The organism is Paraburkholderia adhaesiva, assembly GCF_021390575.1.
Taxonomy (GTDB): Bacteria; Pseudomonadota; Gammaproteobacteria; order Burkholderiales; family Burkholderiaceae; genus Paraburkholderia; species Paraburkholderia adhaesiva.
Genome location: NZ_JAJEJQ010000004.1, coordinates 186761 through 200912 on the forward strand (window position 1 = coordinate 186761; position 14152 = coordinate 200912).

Here is a 14152-nt window from a genome sequence, read left to right on the forward strand (position 1 = left end):
CCGTTGTCCGTCGTGTCCAGCGTGCCGCTGTTGTCCACGCTGCCGTTGACGTTCAGCGTGCCGTTGTCCGTCGCCACCGTGCCGTTGTTCGTGACGTTGCCACCCACGTTCAGCGAGCCGTTGTCGGTCGTACTGACGTTGCCGCTGTTGTTCAGGTCGCCACCGATGCTGGTGGTGCCGTTGTCCGTCGTGTCCAGCGTGCCGTTGTTGTCCACGCTGCCGTTGACGTTCAGCGAACCGTTGTCCGTCGCCACCGTCCCGTTGTTCGACAGGCTGCCGTTGACATCCGTCGTGCCGCCATTGCTGGTGTCGATCGTGCCGTTCGCGTCGTTCGTGACGTTGCCAGCCACGTTCAGCGAACCGTTATCCGTGTCGACCGTCCCGTTGTTCGTGACGTTGCCACCCACGTTCAGCGTGCCGTTGTCGGTCGTGCTGACATTGCCGCTGTTGTTCAGGTCGCCACCGATGTTCGTCGAGCCGTTGTCCGTCGTGTCCAGCGTGCCGTTGTTGTCCACGCTGCCGTTGACGTTCAGCGAACCGTTGTCGGTTGCCACCGTCCCGTTGTTCGACAGGCTGCCGTTGACATCGGTCGTGCCGCCATTGCTGGTGTCGATCGTGCCGTTCGCGTCGTTCGTGACGTTACCCGACACGTTCAGCGTGCCGTTGTCGGTCGTGCTGACGTTGCCGCTGTTGTTCAGGTCGCCACCGATGCTGGTGGTGCCGTTGTCCGTCGTGTCCAGCGTGCCGCTGTTGTCCACGCTGCCGTTGACGTTCAGCGAACCGTTGTCCGTCGCCACCGTCCCGTTGTTCGTGACGTTGCCACCCACGTTCAGCGAGCCGTTGTCGGTCGTACTGACGTTGCCGCTGTTGTTCAGGTCGCCACCGATGCTGGTGGTGCCGTTGTCCGTCGTGTTCAGCGTGCCGTTGTTGTCCACGCTGCCGTTGACGTTCAGCGAACCGTTGTCCGTCGCCACCGTGCCGTTGTTCGACAGGCTGCCGTTGACATCCGTCGTGCCGCCATTGCTGGTGTCGATCGTGCCGTTCGCGTCGTTCGTGACGTTGCCAGCCACGTTCAGCGAACCGTTATCCGTGTCGACCGTCCCGTTGTTCGTGACGTTGCCACCCACGTTCAGCGAACCGTTGTCGGTTGCCACCGTCCCGTTGTTCGACAGGCTGCCGTTGACATCCGTCGTGCCGCCATTGCTGGTGTCGATCGTGCCGTTCGCGTCGTTCGTGACGTTGCCAGCCACGTTCAGCGTGCCGTTGTCGGTCGTGCTGACGTTGCCGCTGTTGTTCAGGTCACCACCGATGTTCGTCGTGCCGTTGTCCGTCGTGTTCAGCGTGCCGTTGTTGTCCACGCTGCCGTTGACGTTCAGCGAACCGTTGTCCGTCGCCACCGTGCCGTTGTTCGACAGGCTGCCGTTGACATCCGTCGTGCCGCCATTGCTGGTGTCGATCGTGCCGTTCGCGTCGTTCGTGACGTTGCCAGCCACGTTCAGCGAACCGTTATCCGTGTCGACCGTCCCGTTGTTCGTGACGTTGCCACCCACGTTCAGCGAGCCGTTGTCGGTCGTACTGACGTTGCCGCTGTTGTTCAGGTCACCACCGATGCTGGTGGTGCCGTTGTCCGTCGTGTCCAGCGTGCCGCTGTTGTCCACGCTGCCGTTGACGTTCAGCGAACCGTTGTCGGTTGCCACCGTCCCGTTGTTCGACAGGCTGCCGTTGACATCCGTCGTGCCGCCATTGCTGGTGTCGATCGTGCCATTCGCGTCGTTCGTGACGTTGCCCGACACGTTCAGCGTGCCGTTGTCGGTCGTGCTGACATTGCCGCTGTTGTTCAGGTCGCCACCGATGTTCGTCGAGCCGTTGTCCGTCGTGTCCAGCGTGCCGTTGTTGTCCACGCTGCCGTTGACGTTCAGCGAACCGTTGTCCGTCGCCACCGTGCCGTTGTTCGACAGGCTGCCGTTGACATCCGTCGTGCCGCCATTGCTGGTGTCGATCGTGCCGTTCGCGTCGTTCGTGACGTTGCCAGCCACGTTCAGCGAACCGTTATCCGTGTCGACCGTCCCGTTGTTCGTGACGTTGCCACCCACGTTCAGCGAGCCGTTGTCGGTCGTGCTGACGTTGCCGCTGTTGTTCAGGTCACCACCGATGTTCGTCGTGCCGTTGTCCGTCGTGTCCAGCGTGCCATTGTTGTCCACGCTGCCGTTGACGTTCAGCGTGCCGTTGTCCGTGTCGACCGTCCCGTTGTTCGACAGGCTGCCGTTGACATCGGTCGTGCCGCCATTGCTGGTGTCGATCGTGCCGTTCGCGTCGTTCGTGACGTTGCCCGACACGTTCAGCGAGCCGTTGTCGGTCGTACTGACGTTGCCGCTGTTGTTCAGGTCGCCACCGATGCTGGTGGTGCCGTTGTCCGTCGTGTCCAGCGTGCCGCTGTTGTCCACGCTGCCGTTGACGTTCAGCGAACCGTTGTCCGTCGCCACCGTCCCGTTGTTCGTGACGTTGCCACCCACGTTCAGCGAGCCGTTGTCGGTCGTACTGACGTTGCCGCTGTTGTTCAGGTCGCCACCGATGCTGGTGGTGCCGTTGTCCGTCGTGTTCAGCGTGCCGTTGTTGTCCACGCTGCCGTTGACGTTCAGCGAACCGTTGTCCGTCGCCACCGTGCCGTTGTTCGACAGGCTGCCGTTGACATCCGTCGTGCCGCCATTGCTGGTGTCGATCGTGCCGTTCGCGTCGTTCGTGACGTTGCCAGCCACGTTCAGCGAACCGTTATCCGTGTCGACCGTCCCGTTGTTCGTGACGTTGCCACCCACGTTCAGCGTGCCGTTGTCGGTCGTGCTGACATTGCCGCTGTTGTTCAGGTCGCCACCGATGTTCGTCGAGCCGTTGTCCGTCGTGTCCAGCGTGCCGTTGTTGTCCACGCTGCCGTTGACGTTCAGCGAACCGTTGTCGGTTGCCACCGTCCCGTTGTTCGACAGGCTGCCGTTGACATCCGTCGTGCCGCCATTGCTGGTGTCGATCGTGCCGTTCGCGTCGTTCGTGACGTTACCCGACACGTTCAGCGTGCCGTTGTCGGTCGTGCTGACGTTGCCGCTGTTGTTCAGGTCACCACCGATGCTGGTGGTGCCATTGTCCGTCGTGTCCAGCGTGCCGTTGTTGTCCACGCTGCCGTTGACGTTCAGCGTGCCGTTGTCGGTGGCCACCGTCCCGTTGTTCGAGAGGCTGCCGTTGACATCCGTCGTGCCGCCATTGCTGGTGTCGATCGTGCCGTTGGCGTCGTTCGTGACGTTGCCCGACACGTTCAGCGAACCGTTATCCGTGTCGACCGTCCCGTTGTTCGTGACGTTGCCACCCACGTTCAGCGAGCCGTTGTCGGTCGTACTGACGTTGCCGCTGTTGTTCAGGTCGCCACCGATGCTGGTGGTGCCGTTGTCCGTCGTGTCCAGCGTGCCGCTGTTGTCCACGCTGCCGTTGACGTTCAGCGAACCGTTGTCGGTTGCCACCGTGCCGTTGTTCGACAGGCTGCCGTTGACATCCGTCGTGCCGCCATTGCTGGTGTCGATCGTGCCGTTGGCGTCGTTCGTGACGTTGCCAGCCGCGTTCAGCGTGCCGTTGTCGGTCGTGCTGACGTTGCCGCTGTTGTTCAGGTCGCCACCGATGCTGGTCGTGCCGTTGTCCGTCGTGTCCAGCGTGCCGTTGTTGTCCACGCTGCCGTTGACGTTCAGCGTGCCGTTGTCCGTCGCCACCGTGCCGTTGTTCGACAGGCTGCCGTTGACATCCGTCGTGCCGCCATTGCTGGTGTCGATCGTGCCGTTCGCGTCGTTCGTGACGTTGCCAGCCACGTTCAGCGAACCGTTATCCGTGTCGACCGTCCCGTTGTTCGTGACGTTGCCACCCACGTTCAGCGTGCCGTTGTCGGTCGTGCTGACATTGCCGCTGTTGTTCAGGTCGCCACCGATGTTCGTCGAGCCGTTGTCCGTCGTGTCCAGCGTGCCGTTGTTGTCCACGCTGCCGTTGACGTTCAGCGAACCGTTGTCGGTTGCCACCGTCCCGTTGTTCGACAGGCTGCCGTTGACATCCGTCGTGCCGCCATTGCTGGTGTCGATCGTGCCGTTCGCGTCGTTCGTGACGTTACCCGACACGTTCAGCGTGCCGTTGTCGGTCGTGCTGACGTTGCCGCTGTTGTTCAGGTCACCACCGATGCTGGTCGTGCCGTTGTCCGTCGTATCCAGCGTGCCGTTGTTGTCCACGCTGCCGTTGACGTTCAGCGTGCCGTTGTCCGTCGCCACCGTGCCGTTGTTCGACAGGCTGCCGTTGACATCCGTCGTGCCGCCATTGCTGGTGTCGATCGTGCCGTTCGCGTCGTTCGTGACGTTGCCAGCCACGTTCAGCGTGCCGTTGTCGGTCGTGCTGACGTTGCCGCTGTTGTTCAGGTCGCCACCGATGCTGGTGGTGCCGTTGTCCGTCGTGTCCAGCGTGCCGCTGTTGTCCACGCTGCCGTTGACGTTCAGCGAACCGTTGTCCGTCGCCACCGTCCCGTTGTTCGTGACGTTGCCACCCACGTTCAGCGAGCCGTTGTCGGTCGTACTGACGTTGCCGCTGTTGTTCAGGTCGCCACCGATGCTGGTGGTGCCGTTGTCCGTCGTGTCCAGCGTGCCGTTGTTGTCCACGCTGCCGTTGACGTTCAGCGAACCGTTGTCCGTCGCCACCGTCCCGTTGTTCGTGACGTTGCCACCCACGTTCAGCGAGCCGTTGTCGGTCGTACTGACGTTGCCGCTGTTGTTCAGGTCGCCACCGATGCTGGTGGTGCCGTTGTCCGTCGTGTCCAGCGTGCCGCTGTTGTCCACGCTGCCGTTGACGTTCAGCGAACCGTTGTCCGTCGCCACCGTGCCGTTGTTCGCCAGGCTGCCGTTGACATCCGTCGTGCCGCCATTGCTGGTGTCGATCGTGCCGTTGGCGTCGTTCGTGACGTTGCCCGACACGTTCAGCGTGCCGTTGTCGGTCGTGCTGACGTTGCCGCTGTTGTTCAGGTCGCCACCGATGCTGGTCGTGCCGTTGTCCGTCGTGTCCAGCGTGCCGTTGTTGTCCACGCTGCCGTTGACGTTCAGCGAACCGTTGTCGGTTGCCACCGTCCCGTTGTTCGACAGGCTGCCGTTGACATCCGTCGTGCCGCCATTGCTGGTGTCGATCGTGCCGTTCGCGTCGTTCGTGACGTTACCCGACACGTTCAGCGTGCCGTTGTCGGTCGTGCTGACGTTGCCGCTGTTGTTCAGGTCACCACCGATGCTGGTGGTGCCGTTGTCCGTCGTGTCCAGCGTGCCGCTGTTGTCCACGCTGCCGTTGACGTTCAGCGAACCGTTGTCGGTTGCCACCGTCCCGTTGTTCGACAGGCTGCCGTTGACATCCGTCGTGCCGCCATTGCTGGTGTCGATCGTGCCATTCGCGTCGTTCGTGACGTTACCCGACACGTTCAGCGTGCCGTTGTCGGTCGTGCTGACGTTGCCGCTGTTGTTCAGGTCACCACCGATGCTGGTCGTGCCGTTGTCCGTCGTATCCAGCGTGCCGTTGTTGTCCACGCTGCCGTTGACGTTCAGCGTGCCGTTGTCCGTCGCCACCGTGCCGTTGTTCGACAGGCTGCCGTTGACATCCGTCGTGCCGCCATTGCTGGTGTCGATCGTGCCGTTCGCGTCGTTCGTGACGTTGCCAGCCACGTTCAGCGTGCCGTTGTCGGTCGTGCTGACGTTGCCGCTGTTGTTCAGGTCGCCACCGATGCTGGTGGTGCCGTTGTCCGTCGTGTCCAGCGTGCCGCTGTTGTCCACGCTGCCGTTGACGTTCAGCGAACCGTTGTCCGTCGCCACCGTCCCGTTGTTCGTGACGTTGCCACCCACGTTCAGCGAGCCGTTGTCGGTCGTACTGACGTTGCCGCTGTTGTTCAGGTCGCCACCGATGCTGGTGGTGCCGTTGTCCGTCGTGTCCAGCGTGCCGTTGTTGTCCACGCTGCCGTTGACGTTCAGCGAACCGTTGTCCGTCGCCACCGTCCCGTTGTTCGTGACGTTGCCACCCACGTTCAGCGAGCCGTTGTCGGTCGTACTGACGTTGCCGCTGTTGTTCAGGTCGCCACCGATGCTGGTGGTGCCGTTGTCCGTCGTGTCCAGCGTGCCGTTGTTGTCCACGCTGCCGTTGACGTTCAGCGAACCGTTGTCGGTTGCCACCGTCCCGTTGTTCGACAGGCTGCCGTTGACATCCGTCGTGCCGCCATTGCTGGTGTCGATCGTGCCGTTCGCGTCGTTCGTGACGTTGCCAGCCACGTTCAGCGAACCGTTATCCGTGTCGACCGTCCCGTTGTTCGTGACGTTGCCACCCACGTTCAGCGAGCCGTTGTCGGTCGTACTGACGTTGCCGCTGTTGTTCAGGTCACCACCGATGTTCGTCGTGCCGTTGTCCGTCGTGTCCAGCGTGCCATTGTTGTCCACGCTGCCGTTGACGTTCAGCGAGCCGTTGTCCGTGTCGACCGTCCCGTTGTTCGACAGGCTGCCGTTGACATCGGTCGTGCCGCCATTGCTGGTGTCGATCGTGCCGTTCGCGTCGTTCGTGACGTTGCCCGACACGTTCAGCGTGCCGTTGTCGGTCGTGCTGACGTTGCCGCTGTTGTTCAGGTCACCACCGATGCTGGTGGTGCCATTGTCCGTCGTGTCCAGCGTGCCGTTGTTGTCCACGCTGCCGTTGACGTTCAGCGTGCCGTTGTCGGTGGCCACCGTCCCGTTGTTCGAGAGGCTGCCGTTGACATCCGTCGTGCCGCCATTGCTGGTGTCGATCGTGCCGTTCGCGTCGTTCGTGACGTTGCCCGACACGTTCAGCGAGCCGTTGTCGGTCGTACTGACGTTGCCGCTGTTGTTCAGGTCGCCACCGATGCTGGTGGTGCCGTTGTCCGTCGTGTCCAGCGTGCCGCTGTTGTCCACGCTGCCGTTGACGTTCAGCGTGCCGTTGTCCGTCGCCACCGTGCCGTTGTTCGTGACGTTGCCACCCACGTTCAGCGAGCCGTTGTCGGTCGTACTGACGTTGCCGCTGTTGTTCAGGTCGCCACCGATGCTGGTGGTGCCGTTGTCCGTCGTGTCCAGCGTGCCGTTGTTGTCCACGCTGCCGTTGACGTTCAGCGAACCGTTGTCCGTCGCCACCGTCCCGTTGTTCGACAGGCTGCCGTTGACATCCGTCGTGCCGCCATTGCTGGTGTCGATCGTGCCGTTCGCGTCGTTCGTGACGTTGCCAGCCACGTTCAGCGAACCGTTATCCGTGTCGACCGTCCCGTTGTTCGTGACGTTGCCACCCACGTTCAGCGTGCCGTTGTCGGTCGTGCTGACATTGCCGCTGTTGTTCAGGTCGCCACCGATGTTCGTCGAGCCGTTGTCCGTCGTGTCCAGCGTGCCGTTGTTGTCCACGCTGCCGTTGACGTTCAGCGAACCGTTGTCGGTTGCCACCGTCCCGTTGTTCGACAGGCTGCCGTTGACATCGGTCGTGCCGCCATTGCTGGTGTCGATCGTGCCGTTCGCGTCGTTCGTGACGTTACCCGACACGTTCAGCGTGCCGTTGTCGGTCGTGCTGACGTTGCCGCTGTTGTTCAGGTCACCACCGATGCTGGTGGTGCCATTGTCCGTCGTGTCCAGCGTGCCGTTGTTGTCCACGCTGCCGTTGACGTTCAGCGTGCCGTTGTCGGTTGCCACCGTCCCGTTGTTCGAGAGGCTGCCGTTGACATCCGTCGTGCCGCCATTGCTGGTGTCGATCGTGCCGTTCGCGTCGTTCGTGACGTTGCCAGCCACGTTCAGCGAACCGTTATCCGTGTCGACCGTCCCGTTGTTCGTGACGTTGCCACCCACGTTCAGCGTGCCGTTGTCGGTCGTGCTGACATTGCCGCTGTTGTTCAGGTCGCCACCGATGTTCGTCGAGCCGTTGTCCGTCGTGTCCAGCGTGCCGTTGTTGTCCACGCTGCCGTTGACGTTCAGCGAACCGTTGTCGGTTGCCACCGTCCCGTTGTTCGACAGGCTGCCGTTGACATCCGTCGTGCCGCCATTGCTGGTGTCGATCGTGCCGTTGGCGTCGTTCGTGACGTTGCCCGACACGTTCAGCGTGCCGTTGTCGGTCGTGCTGACGTTGCCGCTGTTGTTCAGGTCGCCACCGATGCTGGTCGTGCCGTTGTCCGTCGTGTCCAGCGTGCCGTTGTTGTCCACGCTGCCGTTGACGTTCAGCGTGCCGTTGTCCGTCGCCACCGTGCCGTTGTTCGACAGGCTGCCGTTGACATCCGTCGTGCCGCCATTGCTGGTGTCGATCGTGCCGTTCGCGTCGTTCGTGACGTTGCCAGCCACGTTCAGCGTGCCGTTGTCGGTCGTGCTGACGTTGCCGCTGTTGTTCAGGTCGCCACCGATGCTGGTGGTGCCGTTGTCCGTCGTGTCCAGCGTGCCGCTGTTGTCCACGCTGCCGTTGACGTTCAGCGAACCGTTGTCCGTCGCCACCGTCCCGTTGTTCGTGACGTTGCCACCCACGTTCAGCGAGCCGTTGTCGGTCGTACTGACGTTGCCGCTGTTGTTCAGGTCGCCACCGATGCTGGTGGTGCCGTTGTCCGTCGTGTCCAGCGTGCCGTTGTTGTCCACGCTGCCGTTGACGTTCAGCGAACCGTTGTCCGTCGCCACCGTCCCGTTGTTCGTGACGTTGCCACCCACGTTCAGCGAGCCGTTGTCGGTCGTACTGACGTTGCCGCTGTTGTTCAGGTCACCACCGATGTTCGTCGTGCCGTTGTCCGTCGTGTCCAGCGTGCCATTGTTGTCCACGCTGCCGTTGACGTTCAGCGAGCCGTTGTCCGTGTCGACCGTCCCGTTGTTCGACAGGCTGCCGTTGACATCGGTCGTGCCGCCATTGCTGGTGTCGATCGTGCCGTTCGCGTCGTTCGTGACGTTGCCCGACACGTTCAGCGTGCCGTTGTCGGTCGTGCTGACGTTGCCGCTGTTGTTCAGGTCACCACCGATGCTGGTGGTGCCATTGTCCGTCGTGTCCAGCGTGCCGTTGTTGTCCACGCTGCCGTTGACGTTCAGCGTGCCGTTGTCGGTGGCCACCGTCCCGTTGTTCGAGAGGCTGCCGTTGACATCCGTCGTGCCGCCATTGCTGGTGTCGATCGTGCCGTTCGCGTCGTTCGTGACGTTGCCCGACACGTTCAGCGTGCCGTTGTCGGTCGTGCTGACGTTGCCGCTGTTGTTCAGGTCGCCACCGATGCTGGTCGTGCCGTTGTCCGTCGTGTCCAGCGTGCCGTTGTTGTCCACGCTGCCGTTGACGTTCAGCGAACCGTTGTCGGTTGCCACCGTCCCGTTGTTCGACAGGCTGCCGTTGACATCCGTCGTGCCGCCATTGCTGGTGTCGATCGTGCCGTTCGCGTCGTTCGTGACGTTACCCGACACGTTCAGCGTGCCGTTGTCGGTCGTGCTGACGTTGCCGCTGTTGTTCAGGTCACCACCGATGCTGGTGGTGCCGTTGTCCGTCGTGTCCAGCGTGCCGCTGTTGTCCACGCTGCCGTTGACGTTCAGCGAACCGTTGTCGGTTGCCACCGTCCCGTTGTTCGACAGGCTGCCGTTGACATCCGTCGTGCCGCCATTGCTGGTGTCGATCGTGCCATTCGCGTCGTTCGTGACGTTGCCACCCACGTTCAGCGAGCCGTTGTCGGTCGTACTGACGTTGCCGCTGTTGTTCAGGTCACCACCGATGCTGGTCGTGCCGTTGTCCGTCGTATCCAGCGTGCCGTTGTTGTCCACGCTGCCGTTGACGTTCAGCGAACCGTTGTCGGTTGCCACCGTCCCGTTGTTCGACAGGCTGCCGTTGACATCCGTCGTGCCGCCATTGCTGGTGTCGATCGTGCCGTTCGCGTCGTTCGTGACGTTGCCAGCCACGTTCAGCGTGCCGTTGTCGGTCGTGCTGACGTTGCCGCTGTTGTTCAGGTCACCACCGATGTTCGTCGTGCCGTTGTCCGTCGTGTTCAGCGTGCCGTTGTTGTCCACGCTGCCGTTGACGTTCAGCGAACCGTTGTCCGTCGCCACCGTGCCGTTGTTCGACAGGCTGCCGTTGACATCCGTCGTGCCGCCATTGCTGGTGTCGATCGTGCCGTTCGCGTCGTTCGTGACGTTGCCAGCCACGTTCAGCGAACCGTTATCCGTGTCGACCGTCCCGTTGTTCGTGACGTTGCCACCCACGTTCAGCGTGCCGTTGTCGGTCGTACTGACGTTGCCGCTGTTGTTCAGGTCACCACCGATGCTGGTGGTGCCGTTGTCCGTCGTGTCCAGCGTGCCGCTGTTGTCCACGCTGCCGTTGACGTTCAGCGAACCGTTGTCGGTTGCCACCGTCCCGTTGTTCGACAGGCTGCCGTTGACATCCGTCGTGCCGCCATTGCTGGTGTCGATCGTGCCATTCGCGTCGTTCGTGACGTTGCCCGACACGTTCAGCGTGCCGTTGTCGGTCGTGCTGACATTGCCGCTGTTGTTCAGGTCGCCACCGATGTTCGTCGAGCCGTTGTCCGTCGTGTCCAGCGTGCCGTTGTTGTCCACGCTGCCGTTGACGTTCAGCGAACCGTTGTCCGTCGCCACCGTGCCGTTGTTCGACAGGCTGCCGTTGACATCCGTCGTGCCGCCATTGCTGGTGTCGATCGTGCCGTTCGCGTCGTTCGTGACGTTGCCAGCCACGTTCAGCGAACCGTTATCCGTGTCGACCGTCCCGTTGTTCGTGACGTTGCCACCCACGTTCAGCGAGCCGTTGTCGGTCGTGCTGACGTTGCCGCTGTTGTTCAGGTCACCACCGATGTTCGTCGTGCCGTTGTCCGTCGTGTCCAGCGTGCCATTGTTGTCCACGCTGCCGTTGACGTTCAGCGTGCCGTTGTCCGTGTCGACCGTCCCGTTGTTCGACAGGCTGCCGTTGACATCGGTCGTGCCGCCATTGCTGGTGTCGATCGTGCCGTTCGCGTCGTTCGTGACGTTGCCCGACACGTTCAGCGAGCCGTTGTCGGTCGTACTGACGTTGCCGCTGTTGTTCAGGTCGCCACCGATGCTGGTGGTGCCGTTGTCCGTCGTGTCCAGCGTGCCGTTGTTGTCCACGCTGCCGTTGACGTTCAGCGAACCGTTGTCCGTCGCCACCGTCCCGTTGTTCGTGACGTTGCCACCCACGTTCAGCGAGCCGTTGTCGGTCGTACTGACGTTGCCGCTGTTGTTCAGGTCGCCACCGATGCTGGTGGTGCCGTTGTCCGTCGTGTTCAGCGTGCCGTTGTTGTCCACGCTGCCGTTGACGTTCAGCGAACCGTTGTCCGTCGCCACCGTGCCGTTGTTCGACAGGCTGCCGTTGACATCCGTCGTGCCGCCATTGCTGGTGTCGATCGTGCCGTTCGCGTCGTTCGTGACGTTGCCAGCCACGTTCAGCGAACCGTTATCCGTGTCGACCGTCCCGTTGTTCGTGACGTTGCCACCCACGTTCAGCGTGCCGTTGTCGGTCGTGCTGACATTGCCGCTGTTGTTCAGGTCGCCACCGATGTTCGTCGAGCCGTTGTCCGTCGTGTCCAGCGTGCCGTTGTTGTCCACGCTGCCGTTGACGTTCAGCGAACCGTTGTCGGTTGCCACCGTCCCGTTGTTCGACAGGCTGCCGTTGACATCCGTCGTGCCGCCATTGCTGGTGTCGATCGTGCCGTTCGCGTCGTTCGTGACGTTACCCGACACGTTCAGCGTGCCGTTGTCGGTCGTGCTGACGTTGCCGCTGTTGTTCAGGTCACCACCGATGCTGGTGGTGCCATTGTCCGTCGTGTCCAGCGTGCCGTTGTTGTCCACGCTGCCGTTGACGTTCAGCGTGCCGTTGTCGGTGGCCACCGTCCCGTTGTTCGAGAGGCTGCCGTTGACATCCGTCGTGCCGCCATTGCTGGTGTCGATCGTGCCGTTGGCGTCGTTCGTGACGTTGCCCGACACGTTCAGCGAACCGTTATCCGTGTCGACCGTCCCGTTGTTCGTGACGTTGCCACCCACGTTCAGCGAGCCGTTGTCGGTCGTACTGACGTTGCCGCTGTTGTTCAGGTCGCCACCGATGCTGGTGGTGCCGTTGTCCGTCGTGTCCAGCGTGCCGCTGTTGTCCACGCTGCCGTTGACGTTCAGCGAACCGTTGTCGGTTGCCACCGTGCCGTTGTTCGACAGGCTGCCGTTGACATCCGTCGTGCCGCCATTGCTGGTGTCGATCGTGCCGTTGGCGTCGTTCGTGACGTTGCCAGCCGCGTTCAGCGTGCCGTTGTCGGTCGTGCTGACGTTGCCGCTGTTGTTCAGGTCGCCACCGATGCTGGTCGTGCCGTTGTCCGTCGTGTCCAGCGTGCCGTTGTTGTCCACGCTGCCGTTGACGTTCAGCGTGCCGTTGTCCGTCGCCACCGTGCCGTTGTTCGACAGGCTGCCGTTGACATCCGTCGTGCCGCCATTGCTGGTGTCGATCGTGCCGTTCGCGTCGTTCGTGACGTTGCCAGCCACGTTCAGCGAACCGTTATCCGTGTCGACCGTCCCGTTGTTCGTGACGTTGCCACCCACGTTCAGCGTGCCGTTGTCGGTCGTGCTGACATTGCCGCTGTTGTTCAGGTCGCCACCGATGTTCGTCGAGCCGTTGTCCGTCGTGTCCAGCGTGCCGTTGTTGTCCACGCTGCCGTTGACGTTCAGCGAACCGTTGTCGGTTGCCACCGTCCCGTTGTTCGACAGGCTGCCGTTGACATCCGTCGTGCCGCCATTGCTGGTGTCGATCGTGCCGTTCGCGTCGTTCGTGACGTTACCCGACACGTTCAGCGTGCCGTTGTCGGTCGTGCTGACGTTGCCGCTGTTGTTCAGGTCACCACCGATGCTGGTCGTGCCGTTGTCCGTCGTATCCAGCGTGCCGTTGTTGTCCACGCTGCCGTTGACGTTCAGCGTGCCGTTGTCCGTCGCCACCGTGCCGTTGTTCGACAGGCTGCCGTTGACATCCGTCGTGCCGCCATTGCTGGTGTCGATCGTGCCGTTCGCGTCGTTCGTGACGTTGCCAGCCACGTTCAGCGTGCCGTTGTCGGTCGTGCTGACGTTGCCGCTGTTGTTCAGGTCGCCACCGATGCTGGTGGTGCCGTTGTCCGTCGTGTCCAGCGTGCCGCTGTTGTCCACGCTGCCGTTGACGTTCAGCGAACCGTTGTCCGTCGCCACCGTCCCGTTGTTCGTGACGTTGCCACCCACGTTCAGCGAGCCGTTGTCGGTCGTACTGACGTTGCCGCTGTTGTTCAGGTCGCCACCGATGCTGGTGGTGCCGTTGTCCGTCGTGTCCAGCGTGCCGTTGTTGTCCACGCTGCCGTTGACGTTCAGCGAACCGTTGTCCGTCGCCACCGTCCCGTTGTTCGTGACGTTGCCACCCACGTTCAGCGAGCCGTTGTCGGTCGTACTGACGTTGCCGCTGTTGTTCAGGTCGCCACCGATGCTGGTGGTGCCGTTGTCCGTCGTGTCCAGCGTGCCGCTGTTGTCCACGCTGCCGTTGACGTTCAGCGAACCGTTGTCCGTCGCCACCGTGCCGTTGTTCGCCAGGCTGCCGTTGACATCCGTCGTGCCGCCATTGCTGGTGTCGATCGTGCCGTTGGCGTCGTTCGTGACGTTGCCCGACACGTTCAGCGTGCCGTTGTCGGTCGTGCTGACGTTGCCGCTGTTGTTCAGGTCGCCACCGATGCTGGTCGTGCCGTTGTCCGTCGTGTCCAGCGTGCCGTTGTTGTCCACGCTGCCGTTGACGTTCAGCGAACCGTTGTCGGTTGCCACCGTCCCGTTGTTCGACAGGCTGCCGTTGACATCCGTCGTGCCGCCATTGCTGGTGTCGATCGTGCCGTTCGCGTCGTTCGTGACGTTACCCGACACGTTCAGCGTGCCGTTGTCGGTCGTGCTGACGTTGCCGCTGTTGTTCAGGTCACCACCGATGCTGGTGGTGCCGTTGTCCGTCGTGTCCAGCGTGCCGCTGTTGTCCACGCTGCCGTTGACGTTCAGCGAACCGTTGTCGGTTGCCACCGTCCCGTTGTTCGACAGGCTGCCGTTGACATCCGTCGTGCCGCCATTGCTGGTGTCGATCGTGCCATTCGCGTCGTTCGTGACGTTACCCGACACGTTCAGCG

1 protein-coding gene (only partly in view) is annotated in these 14152 nt (G+C 62.5%); it reads right to left on the minus strand.

The whole window is internal to an ESPR-type extended signal peptide-containing protein gene (locus L0U80_RS28895; RefSeq protein ID WP_233874363.1) on the minus strand: the coding sequence, 51243 nt in all, runs 13711 nt past the left edge and 23380 nt past the right edge, and what appears here is coding positions 23381-37532 — codons 7794 (partial) to 12511 (partial); reading right to left, the first codon wholly in view occupies positions 14148-14150. Both codon boundaries (start and stop) fall beyond the window edges.